At 67.2% G+C, this 18,451-nt stretch carries 16 protein-coding genes; 7 read left to right on the top strand and 9 right to left on the bottom strand.

All coding sequences use genetic code 11. From position 1 onward, the window contains the following. From AC1DS0_RS21650 to AC1DS0_RS21620, 7 genes are all read right to left on the bottom strand, one after another. The gene (locus tag AC1DS0_RS21650) at positions 1-792 is read right to left on the bottom strand and encodes an ABC transporter ATP-binding protein (RefSeq protein WP_476816341.1); all 792 of its coding nucleotides are present in this window, start codon (positions 790-792) and stop codon (positions 1-3) included. A 52-nt stretch (positions 793-844) separates the two neighbouring features. Beyond that, on the bottom strand, positions 845-2,107 hold the full coding sequence (locus tag AC1DS0_RS21645; protein ID WP_476816340.1) for an ABC transporter substrate-binding protein: 1,263 nt from the start codon (positions 2,105-2,107) through the stop codon (positions 845-847). A gap of 37 nt (positions 2,108-2,144) precedes the next feature. Then, positions 2,145-3,218, bottom strand: a complete 1,074-nt coding sequence (locus AC1DS0_RS21640) for a branched-chain amino acid ABC transporter permease (RefSeq protein WP_476816339.1) — start codon at positions 3,216-3,218, stop codon at positions 2,145-2,147. A gap of 4 nt (positions 3,219-3,222) precedes the next feature. After that, on the bottom strand, positions 3,223-4,110 hold the full coding sequence (locus tag AC1DS0_RS21635; RefSeq protein ID WP_454029502.1) for a branched-chain amino acid ABC transporter permease: 888 nt from the start codon (positions 4,108-4,110) through the stop codon (positions 3,223-3,225). Then, positions 4,110-6,062, bottom strand: a complete 1,953-nt coding sequence (locus tag AC1DS0_RS21630; protein WP_476816338.1) for an AMP-dependent synthetase/ligase — start codon at positions 6,060-6,062, stop codon at positions 4,110-4,112. The genes AC1DS0_RS21635 and AC1DS0_RS21630 overlap by 1 nt, the downstream gene beginning before the upstream one ends. Then, positions 6,059-6,898: an ABC transporter ATP-binding protein gene (locus AC1DS0_RS21625; RefSeq protein ID WP_476816337.1), complete on the bottom strand. Its 840-nt coding sequence runs from the start codon at positions 6,896-6,898 to the stop codon at positions 6,059-6,061. The genes AC1DS0_RS21630 and AC1DS0_RS21625 overlap by 4 nt, the downstream gene beginning before the upstream one ends. Positions 6,899-7,231: 333 nt before the next feature. Then, complete coding sequence (locus AC1DS0_RS21620; RefSeq protein WP_476816336.1) at positions 7,232-8,194, bottom strand: NAD(P)H-dependent flavin oxidoreductase; 963 nt, start codon at positions 8,192-8,194, stop codon at positions 7,232-7,234. A 337-nt stretch (positions 8,195-8,531) separates the two neighbouring features. Between AC1DS0_RS21620 and AC1DS0_RS21615 the strand changes: the two genes are divergently transcribed. Beyond that, the gene (locus AC1DS0_RS21615) at positions 8,532-9,266 is read left to right on the top strand and encodes a TetR/AcrR family transcriptional regulator (RefSeq protein ID WP_476816335.1); all 735 of its coding nucleotides are present in this window, start codon (positions 8,532-8,534) and stop codon (positions 9,264-9,266) included. A gap of 9 nt (positions 9,267-9,275) precedes the next feature. Here AC1DS0_RS21615 and AC1DS0_RS21610 read toward each other — a convergent pair whose 3' ends face one another. Together AC1DS0_RS21610 and AC1DS0_RS21605 are read right to left on the bottom strand one after the other, a co-directional pair. Next, a complete protein-coding gene (locus AC1DS0_RS21610; RefSeq protein ID WP_476816334.1) occupies positions 9,276-10,160 on the bottom strand; it encodes an SDR family oxidoreductase in 885 nt (294 codons plus the stop codon). Beyond that, positions 10,153-11,406, bottom strand: coding sequence for an acyl-CoA dehydrogenase family protein (locus tag AC1DS0_RS21605; protein WP_476816333.1), 1,254 nt, complete (start codon positions 11,404-11,406; stop codon positions 10,153-10,155). Before AC1DS0_RS21605 ends, AC1DS0_RS21610 begins: the two co-directional genes overlap by 8 nt. Positions 11,407-11,613: 207 nt before the next feature. On the opposite strand from AC1DS0_RS21605, the gene AC1DS0_RS21600 reads away from it, so the two are divergent. Genes AC1DS0_RS21600 through AC1DS0_RS21575 form a run of 6 tightly spaced genes read left to right on the top strand, consistent with a single transcriptional unit; the run spans position 11,614 to position 18,445 of the window. Continuing rightward, complete coding sequence (locus AC1DS0_RS21600) at positions 11,614-12,396, top strand: enoyl-CoA hydratase-related protein (RefSeq protein ID WP_476816332.1); 783 nt, start codon at positions 11,614-11,616, stop codon at positions 12,394-12,396. Positions 12,397-12,401: 5 nt separating this feature from the next. Next, the gene (locus tag AC1DS0_RS21595; RefSeq protein ID WP_476816331.1) at positions 12,402-14,228 is read left to right on the top strand and encodes an acyclic terpene utilization AtuA family protein; all 1,827 of its coding nucleotides are present in this window, start codon (positions 12,402-12,404) and stop codon (positions 14,226-14,228) included. Then, positions 14,225-15,721: an acetyl-CoA carboxylase biotin carboxylase subunit gene (locus AC1DS0_RS21590; protein WP_476816330.1), complete on the top strand. Its 1,497-nt coding sequence runs from the start codon at positions 14,225-14,227 to the stop codon at positions 15,719-15,721. The genes AC1DS0_RS21595 and AC1DS0_RS21590 overlap by 4 nt, the downstream gene beginning before the upstream one ends. A 2-nt stretch (positions 15,722-15,723) precedes the next feature. Further along, positions 15,724-16,224 (top strand): acyl-CoA carboxylase biotin carboxyl carrier protein subunit, encoded by a 501-nt coding sequence (locus AC1DS0_RS21585; RefSeq protein ID WP_476816329.1) that lies wholly within the window; start codon positions 15,724-15,726, stop codon positions 16,222-16,224. 4 nt (positions 16,225-16,228) lie between these two features. Then, entirely contained in the window at positions 16,229-17,836 is a 1,608-nt protein-coding gene (locus tag AC1DS0_RS21580; protein WP_476816328.1) for an acyl-CoA carboxylase subunit beta, read from the top strand. Between the two features lie 3 nt (positions 17,837-17,839). Beyond that, entirely contained in the window at positions 17,840-18,445 is a 606-nt protein-coding gene (locus AC1DS0_RS21575; protein WP_476816327.1) for a DsbA family protein, read from the top strand. The last annotated feature ends 6 nt before the right edge of the window (positions 18,446-18,451 follow it).

The following is an 18,451-nucleotide window of genomic DNA, read 5'->3' as shown; positions in this document are numbered from 1 at the left end:
TCAGGCGAGCCAGCGCTTGCGGCGCCGGTAGTGCTTGACCGCGTGGTAGTCGACCTTCTCGTGGCCGCCGAGATAGGCGTCGGCGACGTCGGGATTTGCGCTCAGCACCGCCGCCTCGCCGCTCATCAGGATGCGGCCATTCTCGATCAGGTAGCCGTACTGGGCGATCTCCAGCGCCGCAGTCGCGTTCTGCTCGACCAGCAGCACGGCGACGCCGTCGCGCTCGTTGACGTTGCGGACGATGTCGAAGATCTCGTCGACGAGGAAAGGCGCGAGACCAAGGCTCGGCTCGTCCAGCATCAGCAGGCGCGGCTCTGTCATCAGGGCGCGGGCGATCGCCAGCATCTGCTGCTCGCCGCCGGAGAGATAGCCGGCCTCGGCCTTGGCCCGCTGGGCGAGACGCGGGAAGGTCTCGAACATCCGGTCGATCAGCGCCGTGACATGGCCGCGCTCGCGATGCATGGTCGCGGCCGCGATCAGGTTTTCCTTCGGCGTCAGATGGCCGAAGACGCGCCGCCCTTCCAGCACATGAACGATGCCGAGGCGGACGCGATCGGGCGGATCGACTTGAAGGATCGAGCGGCCCTCGAAGCTGATCTCGCCGCGTGTGACCGCGCCGCGCTCGGGCTTGAGCAGGCCGGAGATCGACTTCAGCACCGTGCTCTTGCCGGCGCCGTTGGCGCCGAGCACGGCGACGAGCCCCTTCTCGGGCACTTCGATCGAGACGCCGCGCACCGCGAGGAAGACCTGATCGTAGACGATCTCGATATTGTTCAGCGCCAGCAGCGTCATCGGCTCGATCCGAAAAGGGGCGACGCGGAGGACCCGCGCCGCCCGTGCAGAGTCATTTCCCGGACTTCTTGAACTCTTCCGAGTTTTTGCGGATCTCCTCCCAGACCACGTCCTGGTTGGCGGAGTACCAGTCGGTGATCGGCACGAACCTGGCGCCGTCCCAGCGCGCGATCCGGCCCATGCCGCCGCCCTGGTGGTCGTCCTTGGTGATCGTGGTCGGCGGCAGCAGGCCGTCTGCAGTGAAGTTCGTGATCGAGCGCAGGCCCTCATTGAGCCAGGGGCCGGTGACCGGCCCGTTCGGCGCCTTCTCGGCCGCCTTGCGCACGCCCTCGACCATCAGCGTCGCCATCTGGACACCGTAGTTGTAATAGGCGGTACCGACCTTGTTCTCGGGGCCAGCGCCTTTGCCCTTGCCGACGACGTCGGCGAGGATGTCCTTGATCACCTTGGGCTCGCGGCCGCCGACGCAGGGCTCGACCTTCATCACGCCCTTGGCCGCCTCGCGCCCGACCACGTCCATGTCGGATTCAGACAGCCAGACGCTGCCCGAGACCCGGTCCATCGGCAGGCCGTTGCGGACCGCCTCGGTCAGCGCCACGGTCTGGCCGACGCCGGCGCCCCAGAAGATCACGAAATCGGGCCGCGCGCGGCGCACCTGCGGCCAGATCGCCGACTGGTCGTTGCCCGGCGGCGTATAGGGGAAGGCGGTGAGCTCGTAGCCTTCCTTCTTGGCGAGCACGTTGAGGATCGGCAGCGGCTCCTTGCCGAAGGGCGTGTCGATGTGGACGAAGACGATCTTCTTGCCCTTGAGGCTGCCCTTCTCGGTCTTCTTGAACTGCTCGATGATCAGGCCGGCCTGGGTCCAGTAGTTGATCGAGAGCGGCAGGACGTAAGGGAAGGCGCTGCCGTCGGCGGCATCGCTGCGGCCGGAATAGGCGGTAATCATGTTGATCTTGTCTTCGAGTGCGCGCGGCACGAGCGCGCGCGCCACCGGCGTCGAGAGCGGGTCGATCAACACGGCGCCCTCTCGCTTGCCGCGCTCATAGGCCTCGATGGCGCGCGGCAGGTCGTTGGCGTGGTCGGTGATGTCAGCGACGATCTTGTAGCCGCCGACGCCGCCGCGATCGTTGACCAAAGTGAAGTAGTCACGCTGGCCCTGATTATATTCAGAGGTCACGAAGGTGTAGATGCGGGTGAAGTCCTGCGGCAGCGTGAAGCGGACGATCTTCTCCTGGGCGAAGACCTGCACCGGCAAGGCGAGCGGCGCAGCCAGCGCGGCCGAGCCGGCGATGAAAGAACGGCGATCGAGCGACATCCTGTTTCCTCCAGCCCTGTCGTTGATTGAGGCACCGTCACCGCTGGGCATGGCGGAACGGCCAGACGAGCAAGTAGTTGCGGAAATTGGCGTAGATCTTGGCGAGGCCGAGCGGCTCGTAGAGCAGGAAGCCGATCACCAGCGCGCCATAGGCCATCAGCGGCAGATGGGCGCGCAGGTCGATCGGCAAGGACCAGCCGAGCGTGCTCGCGGTGAAGCCGAGCAGGTTGTTGAGCAGGATCGGTGCGAACAGGATCAGCGCCGTGCCGAAGAACGGCCCGAGCACGCTGCCGAGCCCGCCGACGATGATCATCGCCAGAATCTGGATCGAGAGCTCGATATGGAACTGGTCGGGCGAGATCGCCCGAAGATAGGTCACCGCCAGCACCGAGCCGACGACGCCGCCGATGAAGGACGAGACCCAGAAGGCGAGCAGCTTGTAGCGGAAGGTCGAGATGCCGAGGATCTGGGCGGCATAGTCCTTCTCGCGCAGCGCCGCCAACGCCCGGCCGAAGCTGGTGCGCCGGACGTTCAGCATGAACAGGGTGATGACGAGGCAGACGCCGAAGGCGAGGTAATAGGTCGGCAAATCGCCCTGCAGGGGTATGCCGAGGAAACTGACCGGCGGCACCTGCAAGGTCGCGAGCGAGCCGCCGCTGATCACCGACGAATGCGAAATGACGAAGTCGACGACATACTGCATGGCGAGCGTCGCCATGGCCAGATAGATGCCCTTCATGCGCAGGGCTGCGCCGCCGAACATCGTACCGATGGTCGCGCTGAGCAGGCCGCCGGCGATCATCGCGATCTCGAGCGGCACGCCGAGGCGGACCAGATGGACCGAGCCATAGGCGCCGATGCCCATCACCGCGCCGTAGCCGAGATGGATCTGGCCGGACCAGCCCATCAGCAAATTGAGGCCAAGCGCAGCCGAGGTCCAGATCAGCCAAGGCAGCAGGTAGCCGGAGACATAGAGCCGGTCGAACAGGAAGGGCGCCGCCAGCAGGATTACGATGACCGCGATGATCAGGCCGCGATCGAAGCCAAGCGGAAACAGCTGGCGCTCGTCCTGATAGCGCGTGTGGCGGATGCCGGCGCGACGATAGAACACGGCGTCAGACCCTCTCGATATGGTGGCGGCCGAACAGGCCGTGCGGCTTGAGCAGGAGCGTCACCAGGATGATCACGGCCGCGACCACGTCGCGCGAGCCGCCGCCGACGAGCGGGTCGAGCACGCCGGTGGCGAGGCTCTCGGCAACGCCGACGATGACGCCGGCGACGAGCACGCCCGGGATCGAATCGAGTCCGCCCAGGATGGCGATGGCGAGCGCCTTGATCAGCAGCAGCGAGAGCGACCAGTCGATGCCCTGGGTGCTGCCCCAGAGCACGCCGGCTGCGGTCGCGGAGACGGCGGCAAGCCCCCAGGCGACGGCGATCGCACGCTCGACCCTGATGCCGACCGACCAGGAGGCGGTCTGGTCGTCGGCGACGGCGCGCATCACCACGCCGAAGCGCGAGTTGAAGAAGAACAGCGAGAGCAGGATCAGCAGCAGCGAGATCGAACCGCCGATCATCGTCGAGCGATTGAGCAGGAGCTCTCCGACGAAGAGCGGCTGCTGCGGCAGGCCGATGTCGAGGCGCTTCACCGCGGCGCCGAAGATGCCCGGCAGCAGGCCACGCAGCATGATCTCGACGCCGAGCGTCAGCATGATCGTCATGATCACCGGCTGGCCGATCATCCGGCGCAGCGCGATGCGTTCCATCAGCAAGCCGAAACCGAACATGCCGACGAGCGCGGCCGGGATCGCCAGCCACATCGGCAGGCCGACCAAGGTGGCGAGCGCCCAGGTGACATAGCCGCCGGTCATGGCGATCGCGCCCTGGGCGAGATTGGCGGTGCCGGAGGTCTTGTAGATCAGCACGATGCCGAGCGAGACCAGCGCATACATCAGGCCGACGAAGACGCCGTTGGTCGAGAGTTCCGCGAGCAGGATCCAGTCCATCAGGCAAGGACCTCACTGATCTTGAGCGTCCGTCGGATCACGCCGCGCTCCCCGTTCTCGTAGGCGATGGTGGCGTCGAAGACGGTCTCAGAGATCCCGCCGTAAAGTGCGTCGATCAGCGAGGCGTAGGTCGTCTCGATGACGTTGCGGCGCAATTTGCGGGTGCGGGTGATCTCGCCGTCGTCGGCGTCGAAATCCTTGTGCAGGTTGGAGAAGCGACGGACGCGCAGGCCGTCGGGCTGCGTGCCGTTGACGTGCTTGACCACCTGGCCGATCAGCCCCTGCACCTCCGGCTTCTGCGAGAGCTCGGCATAGGAGGTGTAGGAGATGCCGCGCTCCTCCGCCCAGTGGCCGACCGCGTCAAAATCGATGCAGACGATCGCGGTGAGCTCGCCGCGCCCGGCGCCGATGACCGCGACATTGCGGATATAGGGGCTGAATTTCAGCCGGTTCTCGATGAAATTCGGGATGTAGCGCTCGCCCGAAGCGGTGCGCACGACTTCGCTAACACGGCCGAGCACGACGAGCTGGCCGTCCTCGTCGATGCGCCCGGCATCGCCGGTGTGCAGCCAGCCATCGACCAGCGCCTTGGCGCTGCTTTCGGGATCGTCATAGTAGCCGTCGACCACCGAGGTGGAGCGCACCAGGATCTCGCCGCTGTCGTCGATCCTGATCTCGCTGCCTTCCATCGGCTTGCCGACCGTGTGGAGCTTGACCTGCCCCTCGGTCTGCGCCGCGGTCAGCGCGCAGGTCTCGGTCTGGCCGTAGAACTGCTTGAGCTTGATGCCGAGCGCCCGGAAGAACAGGAACGTGTCCTCGCCCAGCGCCTCGCCGCCAGTGAAGGCGCGCTCGGCCCGGCCAAGCCCGAGAAGGTCGCGCAGCGGCGCATAGACCAGGACGTTGCCGACCGCGTCGAGCAGCTTCTCCTTCAGCGTCAGCGTGTCGCCTTTGAGCCGCTTGCGCTCGTAGGCGACGGCGCGCTCCATCACCGTCTCGAACAGCCAGCGCTTGAACGGCGTTGAGTTCTTCATGCCGACCTGGACGCGGGTCAGCATCTGGTCCCAGGCGCGCGGCGCGGCAAGATAGAAGGTCGGCGAGACCTCGCGCAGGTCGCGCATCACCGTCTCCTGCCGCTCTGGGATGTTGATCGTCGCCGCCATCATCATGCCGGCGCCCAGCGTGAAGACGAAGTCGCCGACCCAGGCGGTGGGCAGATAGGCGTAGAGTTCCTCGTGCTTGTGGAAATAGCCGCTCGCGCCGGCATTGAGCAGGCCGCCAGTGACGTTGCGATGGCGCAGCGGGATGCCCTTGGGCAGGCCGGTCGTGCCCGACGAATGCAGCAGCACCGAGATGTCGTCGGCCTGCGGCCCGTCGACGAAGCGCCGGAGGAGATCGGGCTCGCGTACCAGCCGCGCGCGCCCCTTTTCCACAAGCTCATCGAGCGACATCAGCCGGGGCTGATCGTAGCCGTCGAGGCCGCGCTCGTCGTCATAGAGGATGGTGGCGACGCGGCCGGTCGCGTCGCGGAGCTGCAGCAGCTTGTCGACCTGCTCCTGATCCTCGGCAATGCCGACGGGCGGCGCGCCATGCCGGGTCGCGACGATCAGCTCCTCCAGAGGCACGTCCGGAAAGACCGGTGACGAAAAGGCGCGCAGCATGTTGGCAGCGAGCATGGCGTAATAGAGCCGCGGGCGGTTATCGCCGATCACAGTCATCGCGGCGCCGGCGACCAGCCCGGCCTCTTCGAGCCCGGCCGCCATGGCGGCGATCTCCTCGAGGACCTCGCGCCAGTTCTGCTCCTGCCAGATGCCATAGCGCCGCTCGCGAAAGGCGACGCGATCGCCGAACTCAGCAGCGTTGCGGGCGAGCGCCGCGATCAGCGTCGCCGGCTCGCCATTGGCGGCGACGGGCCAGCTTGCTACCTCCCCGATCTTGCCAAGCGCTGCCGTCATGCCGCGCTCCCAGCCTGGTGGCGCTTGGCGGCGCGCTCGCCGAGATAGGCGCTGACCACGCTCGGATGCGAAATCGCCGCCTGCGGCTCGCCCTCCGAGATGACCTCGCCATAGCTCAGCACGACGACGCGATCGCAGATCGAGGTCACCACATCCATGTGATGCTCGATGATCAGGGTGGTGACGCCGCGGGCCTCGCTCGCATCGAGGATGAAGCGGGCGATGTATTCCTTTTCCTCCTGATTCATGCCGGCCATCGGCTCGTCCAGGATCAGCAAACGCGGCTCGGCGACGAGGGCGCGCGCCAGTTCGACGCGCTTCTGCAGGCCGAGCGGGATGACCTCGACCGGCTCGTCGCGGATGTCCTGGAGCTGCATGAACTCGATCATCTCTTCGACGACGCGCCGGTGCGCCAGCTCCTCGCGCTCCGCCCACCACCAGTAGAACAGCGCCCCAAGCGCGCTCGGCTTCATGTGGGTGTGGCGGCCGATCAGGATGTTGTCGAGAACGCTCATGCCCTTGAACAGGGCCAGATTCTGAAAGGTGCGGGCGACGCCGCGGGCGGCAACGCGGTGCGGCTTCAGCGCCGTGATGTCCTCGCCGAACAGGGTCACCTGCCCGGCATTGGGCGGGTAGAAGCCGGTGATCACGTTGACCATGGTGGTCTTGCCCGAGCCGTTCGGGCCGACGAGGCCAAGGATCTCGCCCTGGCGGACATCGAGCGAGACGCCCTTCAGCGCGCGCAGGCCGCCGAAGACGCGCTCGATCCCGGTGCAGGAGAGCGCGACGGGCGCGCCAGCGGCGCTCGCGGCGGGGCGGTATTGAATCTCATTCATTCGAGACACCCGGAACCGCCGATTGGAAGGCCGCAATCGACGACCCCAACCGCGACATCTGCGGGCACCCGGCGCGCATATGGCGCCGCCGCGCGAACGGCGTTGACTCCCACGGCATCCTCCCCGGCTGCGCTGGCTTGTTGGCTCAATATGCGTCAGCTCTATACAGCTAATGAATAGAATTCATCTTGTGCTGTCAACTCTTTCGCCGACCGGATTCCACCCTGTCGGCAGCTGCGAATTTTCGCACGAGTCCGCCCGAAGTACCCCTTTCGCGCCGATCAGCCAGACCATTCGACACCCGTCCCCGATCTGCAGCTCAATGAACCCGGCTCAGTCCGCCGGCCGATCAGCCGCCCGGCACGACAGGCGAGCGGCGCCAGCCAGCGCCCCCTCGTATTCATCGGCCAATCGCCGGCAGAGATCAGCTGCGGCAGGCAGGTCATCGATCGCGCCGACGCCCTGCCCCGCCGCCCAGATATCGCGCCAGGCCCTGGCTTCCGTCGCGCCGAAATCATAGCTCGCGGGCCTGCTGAGATCGTCGGGATCGCGCCCCGCTGCCAGGATGCTGGGCTTGAGGAAATTGCCGTGCACGCCGCTGATCGCCGGGGTGTAGACGATGTCGGCCGCGGACGCGTCGAGCAGCATGGACCGCAGCGCTTGCGGCGCCATGCTTTCCTGCGTCGCCATGAAGCGCGTGCCAAGATAGGCCATGTCCGCGCCCGCCATCCGGGCGGCAGCAACCTGCGCACCAGTGCCCAGCGCCCCGCCGAGCACCAGCGTGCCGCCGAAGATGCGGCGGATATCGGCCAGCGCAGCGAAGGGATTGAGCGGCCCGGCATGCCCGCCCGCACCGGCCGAAACCGCGATCAGACCGTCGACACCGGCATCGGCCGCCTTGGCCGCGAAGGCGAGGTTGATCACATCATGAAAGACCAATCCGCCATAGCCATGCACGGCCTTGATCAGGTCGCGGTTGAGACCGAGCGAGGTGATGACCAGCGGCACCTTGCGCTCGACGACGACGGCAAGATCGGCCTCCAGCCGCGGATTGCTGCGGTGGACCACCAGGTTGACCCCGAACGGCGCAGCCGTGCCTGCATCACCCAACCTCCCGGCGATCTCATCGAGCCAGTCGGAGAAACCGGCCGTAGTCCGCTGGTTGAGCGCCGGAAAGCTGCCGACAACGCCATTGCGGCAGCAGGACACGACAAGGTCCGGCCCCGAGATCAGGAACATCGGCGCGGCGATGACGGGAACGCGCAGGCGTCCGGCGAAAGCGGCAGGCAACGGCAAGGATCCCTCCCCTAACAACACGATGCTTCCCGGCCCGCGCCCGGACGCCAACACAATGAACGCGACTTAGCAGCCCTTTCGCGAGCGTCGTCACCCGCGAAACCCGGCATGGCCATCCAGTCCGAATATGCAGCGACAGCGTCTCGGCCGACCTTCCGGCGTACCTCGCGTTCCTGCTTGCGGCGCGATAGTGATGAATGGTATTTATTAGGGCAATGCCGGGACGCGACTGAAGCGCCACGACGCAGGCAGCGACGACCCGGCGTTGCGCAAACCCCTCGACAGGCTTTACGAGGCCCGCCAGCGCGCCGCCGCTTCGCCTCAGCAAGGATCATCGATGCCGCCCCGCAATGCCCTGAAGCGCCAGGTCAACCGGCTCCCGCCCGAGCGGCGCATCTCCGACATCATGGCCGCAGCCAAGGAGGTCTTCGTCGAGAAGGGCTATAACGACGCGCTGATCACCGACATCGCGCTGCGCGCCGGCGTGGTCGAGGGCAGCATCTACCGCTTCTTCGCCAACAAGCGCGAATTGCTGGTCAAGGTCGTCGAGCACTGGTTCGAGGAGATGCTGCGCGACGATGCCGAGCAGTTCGCCGCGGTGCGCGGCAGCTGGAATCAGATCCGCTTCATCGTCTACACCCACCTCACCTCGATCCACCGCGACCCGGCGCTGTCGCGCCTGATGTTCCAGGAGATCCGGCCGGCACCCGATTATCGCGGCTCGCATCTGTTCGAATTGAACCGCGCCTACACCAATCGCCTGGTCGACGTGGTCAAGGTCGGCATCGCCGCCGGCGATCTGCGGCCCGAGACCTCGCCGAGCCTGGTGCGCGACCTCGTCTTCGGCTGCATCGAGCATCGCACCTGGGCCTTCCTGCGTGGCGAAGGCGATTTCGACCCGGCCGAGATGGCTGACGCGATCACCAATCTGGTCCATCACGGCCTGGCGCTCGACAGCGAGGCGGCTTCCCCGATGGAGAGCGTGGTCGCCCGGCTGGAGACGGCGACGGCGCGGCTCGAGGCTGCGGCCGGAATCACCCCGGAGAATCCCTCCTCCACGCGGCCGCGCTGAGATCATCACCTAACCGCCACTGCTGCCCGGGCCATCGAAGAAGGCCGGGCGCGGGATCGTCCAGGTCTCGCCCCAGAGCTGAGCCCCGCCGGCGACGTTCAGCACCTCGCCGGTGACATAGGCCGCGGCCGGCCCGCTGAGATAGGCACAAGCCTCCGCCACCTCCCAGGTCGTCGCGGTGCGCATCATCGGATTGGAGCGCGGATAGGCCTTGACCACCTGCGGATCGTAGACGCGCCAGCCCGGCGTCTCGATTGCGCCCGGCGCGATGCAGTTCACCCGGATGCCGAGCGGCGCCCATTCCACCGCCAGCGCCTGGGTCAGGCCGACCACGCCGGCCCGGGCCGCGATGGTATGGGCGACGCCGTGCAGGCCCTGGCGCGTCACCACCACGATCGAGACGATACTGCCCGGCCGCTTCGCATCGCGCCAGCGCCGGGCGACCTCCTGCATCATGTACCAGGTGCCGTTGAGATTGGTGTCGACGACGGCGTTCCAGCCCTTAACCGAGAAGTCGATCGCCGCCTGCGGGAACTGGCCGCCGGCGCTGTTGACGAGAATGTCGATGCCGCCGAACTCGGCCGCGATCCAGTCGTGCAGCGCCGTGATCGTCGCGGGATCGCGCACGTTCACCGTCTTGCCGGCCACCTTCAGTCCAGCAGCACGCATCGCCTCAGCCGCCGCCTCCAGCCGGCCCTCGTCGCGCCCGGCAATGATCACCTGCGCGCCGAGCCGGCCGAGCAGCCAGGCAGTGGCTCGGCCGATGCCACCGGCGCCACCCGAGATCAGGACGGTTTTGCCGGCGAAGGCCTCCGGCCCGTAGACCGTCGGCAACACGGCGAGATCGGCGTCATCCAGTCCGAGCTCGCTGGCATCGATGACCGGCTCAGCCATGGCGTTCCATCCCCTTCAGCAACTCGCCAGCGATGATCATCTTGCGCACCTCCGTGGTGCCGGCGCCGATCTCCAGCAGCTTGGTGCTGCGGAAGAGCCGGTTGATCTCCGATTCCCAGATATAGCCGGCGCCGCCATGGACCTGCACGGCCCTGTCGAGGACATCGTGGCAGGCCTGCGCCGCATACATCACCGAGGCCGCGGTCAGGCGGTGGATGTCGCCGCGCCCGCCGCCGCCGACTTCGAGCGGCGCAGCCTCGGCCAGCGTGCGATAGCTGAAGCTGCGCATGGTCTCGACCAGCACATACATCTCGGCCAGCATCGACTGGACCATCTGGAAGGCGCCGATCGGCTTGCCGAACTGCTTGCGCGTCTTGGCGTAATCGATGGAGAGGTCCAACGCCCGCTCGGCGACGCCGAGGCAGAGCGGCGAGATCATCGCGCGCTCGAGGTCGAGCCCGCTCATCACGATGGCGACGCCCTGGTTCTCGGCGCCGACGAGGTTGGCGGCCGGGACGCGGCAATCCTCGAACAGCAGTTCCGCCGTCTGGCTGCCGCGATAGCCCATCTTCACCAGCTTCTGCGCCACCTTGAAGCCGGGGAAATCCTTCTCGACGATGAACGCCGAGATGCCGTGCGCGCCGCGCTCCTTGTCGGTCTTGGCGTAGACCAGGAGCACGTCGGCGACCGGGCCATTGGTGATGAAGATCTTGCTGCCGTTGAGGATGTAGTGGTCGCCCTCGCGGCGCGCCGTGGTCCGCATCGAGCCGAGCGCATCCGAGCCCGCCCCAGACTCGGTCAGACCGAGCGCGCCGATCGTCTTGCCGGAGCAGAGATCGGGCAAATACCGGCGGCGCTGCTCCTCATTGCCGTTGCGATAGATGTTGTTGGCACAGAGATTGTCGTGGGCGACGACCGAGAGCGCCATGGCGTGGTTCCAGCGGCTGAAACCCTGCAGGACCAGCCCGGCCTGGAGCAAATCGAGCCCCGCCCCGCCATATTGCTCGGGGATGGTCGCGCCGAGGAAGCCGCTGGCGCCGATATGCCGGAAGGCCTCGTCCGGCCACCACTCCTCGTCGTCCATGCGTTGCGACAGCGGATAGAGCTCGGCGCGGGCATAGCGGTCGGCGCCGTCGAGGATCGCATTCTGCTCCTCATCGAGGCCGAWGGCGTGGGCGCGGTTACTACCGTTCACGGCATTCACGTCGATCTCCTCCCTCGCCTCGTCACGCAGCGGTGCGGGCATCACACCATTCGGTGCGTCGATCTTATTGAGCCTATTTCATCAGTGACACGCAGCACTGTCAACGCACGGCAGCCTCAGCAAAATCAGATAATCCATTTGAGCACTGTTTCACATACCCTGACCCGGGAACGGCTATTGACACCTCAAATGAATTCAAATCATTTATTGGGCGAAGGCTCCCTCAGCGAGCCGCGCAGGGATGGAACCGTGAGCGACGAGGTCATCACCCGACGGCAAGGCGCGACGCTGGTCGTCACGATCAATCGCGAGAGCCGCCGCAACGCCCTGAACGAAGCGGTCGCGACCGGAATCATCGCCGCGCTCGACCAGGCCGAGGCCGATCCCGAGGTGCGCGCCGTCATCCTGACCGGCACCGGCGACAAGGCCTTCTGCGCCGGCGGCGACCTCAAGCCGAACGCGGACGGAACGCCCTTCACCATCGAGGCGGCCGATCCCCGCCATTACGTCGCCGGCCTGCTGCGCCGGATGGATGCCTGCCGTCTGCCATTGGTGGCGCGGGTCAATGGCCACGCGCTGGCCGGCGGCTTCGGGTTGGTCTGTGCCTGCGATCTGGTGGTGGCGCGCGACGACGTCCTGCTGGGAGTGACCGAGGTCAGGGTCGGGCTCTTCCCGATGATGATCCTGCCCTATCTCATGCGTGTGCTGCCCTATCGCCGATTGATGGAGCTCTGCCTCACCGGCGAGACCATCAGGGCAGGCGATCCGGAAGCTGCCGCGATCGTCAACTACACCGTGCCGGCGGACGAGCTCGATGCGAAGACGAACTGGCTGGTCGGGCGCCTTACCGACAAGTCGCCGACCGGCATCCGCTTGGGCAAGCAGAGCCTCGCCAAGATCAGGGAGATGTCGACCGACGCGGCGCTCGAATACGCCCAGTTCATGCTGGCGAACATGGCTCGCACCGAGGATGCGCGCGAGGGCTTCGCCGCCTTCGCCGAAAAGCGTCCGCCGGCCTGGACCGGGCGGTGAGCGCCATGCGCGAGAGCATCCGCATCGGCTGCGGCGCCGGCTTCTGGGGCGACAGCCCGGAAGGGCCGCGCCAGCTCGTCAGGCAGGGCGGCATCGACTACCTCGTGCTCGACTATCTGGCCGAGATCACCATGTCGATCCTCGCCCGGATGAAGGCGAAGAACCCGGCGCTCGGCTATGCCACCGACTTCGTCTCGCTGGTGATGAAGCCGCTCGCCCGCGAGATCGCGGAAAAACGCATCCGCGTCGTCACCAATGCCGGCGGCGTCAATCCGGAAGCCTGCCGCGACGCGCTGATCGCCGCCTTCAAGGAGGCCGGCGTCGATCTCAAGGTCGCGATCGTCACCGGCGACGACCTCTCGGGGCAAGCCGAGCGCCTGCGGGCTGCCGGCACCACCGAGATGTTCTCCGGCACGCCCTTCCCCGACAGGATCGCCAGCATCAACGCCTATCTCGGCGCCTTCCCGATCGCCGCGGCGCTCGCAGCCGGCGCCGATGTCGTGGTGACCGGGCGCTGCGTCGACTCGGCCGTGGTCCTCGGCCCGCTGATCCATGAATTCGGCTGGACGCCGGAGGATTACGACCGCCTCTCGGCCGGGAGCCTCGCCGGCCACATCCTCGAATGCGGCGCGCAGGCGACCGGAGGCATCGTCACCGACTGGCGCGATGTCGCCGCCGACTGGGCCGATATGGGCTTCCCCTTCGCCGATTGCCACGCCGATGGCAGCTTCGAGGTGGGCAAGCCCGAGGGCCCCGGCGGGCGGATCAGCCCAGCGACTATCGGCGAGCAGGTGGTCTACGAGGTCGGCGACCCCGCGGCCTATATGCTGCCGGATGTCTGTTGCGACTGGTCCCAGGTGAAGCTCGACGCGTCAGGCCCGGACCGCGTCCGGGTTTCCGGTGCGCGTGGACGGGCGCCGTCGGGCAGCTACAAGGTCAGCGCCACCTATGCCGACGGCTATCGCTGCGCGACGACGATGATGATCGTCGGTGACGACGCGGCGGAGCGGGCCGAAGCGGTCGCGACCGCCATCCTCGCCCGTTGCGGGCGATTGATCCGCGAGGCCGGCTTTCCCGATTTCTCCGAAACATCGGTCGAGACGCTCGGCGCCGAGGCGAGCTATGGCGCGCAGAGCCGAGCGCGGGCGACGCGTGAGGTCGTGCTCAAGATCGGCGTGCGCCACCCGAGCAAGGAGGCGCTGCAGATCTTCGCCCGCGAGATCTATCCGGCAGCGACCGCGATGGCGCAGAGCCTGACCGGCTTCGCCGGTGGCCGGCCCGAGCCGCAGCCGGTGATCCGGCTGTTCTCTTTCCTGGTCGACAAGGCCGAGCTGAACCCGACTGTGAGCCTCGGCGAGACGAGCCTGCCGGTGCCGGCGCATATCCCCGCGACCGCCACGAACGCGCCCTCTCCTTCCGACGCCGATGCGGATGTTGCGGCGACTACCGGCGAGACAATCGCGGTGCCACTCGTCGCCCTTGCCTTCGGCCGCAGCGGCGACAAGGGCGACATCGCCAATATCGGCGTGATCGCGCGCGATGCCACCTTCCTGCCCTGGCTGCACCGGGCGCTGACGCCGGAGGCCGTCGGCCGGCATTTCGCCCACCATGTCCAAGGCAAGGTTGAGCGCTTCGACTGGCCGGGCTTAGGGGGCTTCAACTTCGTGATGCACCGGGCGCTCGGCGGCGGCGGCATCGCCTCGCTGCGCCACGATCCGCAGGGCAAGGCGATGGCGCAGGTGCTGATGAGCCTGCCTGTGCCCGTCCCCGCCGCCTGGCTCGCGCCGGGCGGCCCCCTCCACAGCTTCAAGACCATGGACGACGCAAGATGACGGCTCCGGACGACAACCCGCCGTTCCGCAAGGTGCTGATCGCCAATCGCGGCGAGATCGCCTGCCGCGTGATCCGGACGCTGCGCGAGATGGGCATCGCCTCGGTCGCGATCCATCATCCGGTCGAGGCCCGCGCCCGGCATGTACGCGAGGCGGATCAGGCGATCGAGATCTCCGGCGAGACGCCGGTCGCGGCCCATCTCGACATCGCCCAGATCATCGACGCTGCCCGCGCCGTCGGGGCCGACGCGATCCATCCCGGCTATGGCTTCCTCTCCGAGAACGCCTGCTTTGCCCGCGCCGTCGCCGAGGCCGGCCTGACCTTCATCGGACCGGATGCCGACACCATCGCGCTGATGGGCGACAAGATCTCGGCGCGCCAGTTCGCCACCGATCATGGCGTTCCAGTCGCGCCCTCGGTGATGCCGACGCAGGACCTTGCCGAATTCACCCGCCAGGCGATTGAGATCGGCTTCCCGCTGCTGATCAAGGCAGCGGCCGGCGGCGGCGGCAAGGGCATGAGCATCGTACGTTCGGCCGATGAGCTGGAAAGCGCGGCGCGCCTCGCCGCGAGCGAGGCGCAGCGCTATTTCGGCGACGGACGCGTCTATGCCGAGCTCTTCGTCGAGCGGCCCCGGCATATCGAGGTGCAGGTCTTCGGCGACGGCAAGGGCGGCGCCATCCATCTGTTCGAGCGCGAATGCTCGGTGCAGCGCCGCTTCCAGAAGATCATCGAGGAAGCGCCGGCCGCGAACCTGCCAGCCGGCCTGCGCGACGAGATATGCGCTTCGGCGGTCAGGCTCGCAGCCGCCTCGAACTACCGCAATGCCGGCACGGTCGAGTACATCCTCGGCGCCGATGGCCGCTTCTTCTTCCTGGAGATGAACACTCGCCTGCAGGTCGAGCATCCCGTCACCGAGATGATCACCGGGCTCGACCTCGTCAGGCTGCAGATCGAGATCGCCGCCGGACGCGACCTGCCCTTCGCGCAGGATGAAGTCACCGCCAACGGCCACGCCATCGAATGCCGGATCTGCGCCGAGGATCCCGAGCGCGACTTCCTGCCGGAGACCGGCACGATCCTGCATCTCGATGCGCCGCAGGCGGCCCATCTGCGCTTCGAGAATGCGCTCGATCGCGGCCAGCGCGTCACCGCCGATTTCGACCCGATGCTGGCCAAGCTCGTCGCGCATGGCCCGGACCGTGCCGGCGCGACGCGGCGCGCCATCGCAGCGCTGCATGAACTCGCCTTGCTCGGGGTCAAGACCAATATCGACTATCTCGCCCGCGTGCTCGGCCATCCCGCCTTCGCCGCCGGCGAACTGCACACCGGCTTCGTCACCCAGCACAAGGCGGCGCTCGCCGCCGGCGAGCCGGATGAAGCGATGCGCGACACCGTGCTGATCGCCGCGGCACTCGGCCTGCGCGATTTCCGCGATCTCGTCCTCGGCGTGCCCGAACCGCAAGCCTCGATCGGGCCTTGGAGGAACTGAGCATGGTCCTCAAGCTCGATCTCGACGGCAGCGTGCATCACGTCACTATCCTGGCGCGCCGGCCGCATCTGGTGCTCTCCGTCGATGGCCGCCGGCATGTCGTGGAGAATCTCGACGAGGCCGGCGATGGCAGCCACCGGCTGACTGTCGACGGCAAGCCCATCGCCTTCGCCCGCGCTGGCAGCGCCGATGGCGCCATCGTCCGGCTGGACGGGCGCAGCTTCGCGTTGCGCCGGCTCGATGCCGCAGCCGAAGCCTCCGCAGCCGGCGGCGGCGCGAACGTCGTGCGCGCGCCGATGCCGGGCACGGTCGTCGTGGTCCACAAGCGCGTCGGCGACAGCGTCCAGCGCGGCGAGACCATCGTCACCATCGAAAGCATGAAGCTGCAGATGAAACTCGATGCGCCGCGCGACGGCGAGATCGCCGAAATCGCGGCGCGCGAGGGCGAAGGCTTCGACAAGGACGCCGTGCTCGCCCGTCTCGCGGCTCCGGCGGAGGGCTGACCCGATGTCCAGACTGCAATCGTCGATCAACACCGCTTCCGCCGATTTCCGCCGCAACGAGGCGCATAACCGCCGCCTCGTCGCCGAGTTCAAGGCGAAGCAGGAGGCGGCGCGCCACGCCCGCCCGCAGCGCGACCTCGACCGGCTCGCCCGTCAGCAGAAGATGCCGCAGCGCAAGCGCATCGAGATGTTGCTCGATCCGGGCACGCCCTTCCTCGAATTGTCCTCGCTCGCGGCCAACATGGCCTATGGCGGGGAATCGCCCTCGGCGAGCTCGATCGTCGGTATCGGCATGGTTTCCGGCCGCGAGGTGATGATCCGCGCCGACGATCCGACCGTGAAGGGCGGCGCCTGGTATCCCCTCACGGTCAAGAAGATCGTCCGCGCCCTCGACATCGCCATGGAGAACCGGCTGCCGGTCGTGCATCTCTGCGATTCCGCCGGCGGCTTCCTGCAGCTCCAGTCGGAGCTGTTCCCCGACCGCTATATGGGCGGGCGGATCTTCCGCAACCAGTCGCTGCTGTCGAAGGCCGGCGTGAAGCAGCTCGCTTTGGTCTTCGGCCATTGCACGGCCGGCGGCGCCTATATCCCGGGGCTCTCCGACTACAGCGTCATCGTGCGCGGCACCGGCGCGGTCTTCTTGGGCGGCCCGCCGCTGGTGAAGGCCGCGACCGGCGAGGACGTCACCGTCGAGGAACTCGGCGGCGCCGAGATGCACACCAGTGTCTCCGGCACCTGCGACTACCCGGCCGACAGCGAGGAGCACGCCATCGAGATCGGCCGCGACATCGTCTCGCAATGGGACCGGCTGCCGCGCTGGGAGGCGCAGCGCGAGGCGCCGGAGGAGCCGTTCTACGATCCCGCCGAGATCTACGGGATCGTTCCCGACGACATCAAGAAGGCCTTCGACATGCGCGAGATCATCGCCCGCATCATCGATGGCAGCCGCTTCCATGAATACAAGCCGAACTATGGCACGACGCTGGTCTGCGGTTTCGCCAATATCTGGGGCTTCAAGGTCGGGATTCTCGCCAATAACGGCGTGCTCTTCAACGACTCCTCGATCAAGGGCGCGCATTTCATCGAGCTCTGCAACCAGAACAACACGCCGCTGGTCTTCCTGCAGAACATCACCGGCTACATGGTCGGGCGGGAATACGAGCGCCGCGGCATCACCAAGGACGGCGCCAAGATGATCATGGCGCAGAGCTGCTCGCGGGTGCCGAAATTCACGGTGATGTGCAACGGCTCCTTCGGCGCCGGCAATTACGGCATGTGCGGGCGCGCCTTCGACGGGCGCTTCCTGTTCTCCTGGCCGAACCACCAGATCGGCGTGATGGGCGGCGACCAGGCGGCGAACACGCTGGCCGAGGTCAAGGCCAACCAGATGAAGCGCAATGGCGGAACGGTCGACCAGAGCGAGATCGACCAGCTCTGGGACGAAACCCGCAAAGCCTATCAGGAGCAGCTCTCGGCCTATTACTCGACCTCGGAGCTCTGGGACGACGGCATCATCGACCCGCTCGACACCCGCAATGCGCTCGGCATGGCGATCTCGGCCTCGCTCAACGCCCCGCTCGGCCCGCCCGGCTACGGCGTCTTCAGGTTCTGATCGATGCCCGGAGCGCTGCGCCTCTATCTCGATTTCGCCTCGCCCTATTCCTATTTCGCGCTCGGGTCGCTGGCGCGAATGGCCGGGGAGCATGGCCGGGCACTGGAGCTCAGGCCGATCCTGCTTTGGGCGGTGTTCAAGCAACAGGGCGTCGCCAACCCGCTGGAGACGCCGGCGCGGCGGCGCTATTTCCTCGAGGATGTGACCCGCTCGGCCGAGTTCTTCGGCCTGCCCTTCCGTATCCCTGAGCCGCTGCAGATCTCGGCTCATCTCGCCGGCCGGCTCCACCATGCCTGGACCGCGACGCGGCCCCAGGACGGGTTACGACTGGCGAGCGAGATCTTCGCGGCCTTCTTTGCCAGAGGCGAGGATATCACCGACCCGGCCGTGCTTGCCGCCCTGCCCTGCCTCGCAGGCGAGACGCCGGAGGCGATCCGCGCCATGATCGACGGAGCCGAGGGTCGCCAGCGCCTAGGTGAAGCTGTCGAGGAAGCTTGTGCAGCCAACATCACCGGCGTGCCCTTCGTGACGCTGGACGGCGAAAGCTTCTTCGGCGCCGACCGCCTGCCGCAGATCGCCTGGCGGCTGCAGCATCCGCGTGGGACGTGATCAGGA

This window comes from Allobosea sp. P4_H5 (assembly GCF_056400825.1).
Note: the sequence above shows the minus strand (reverse complement) of the source record. Positions and strands in the feature narration are given on the sequence as shown.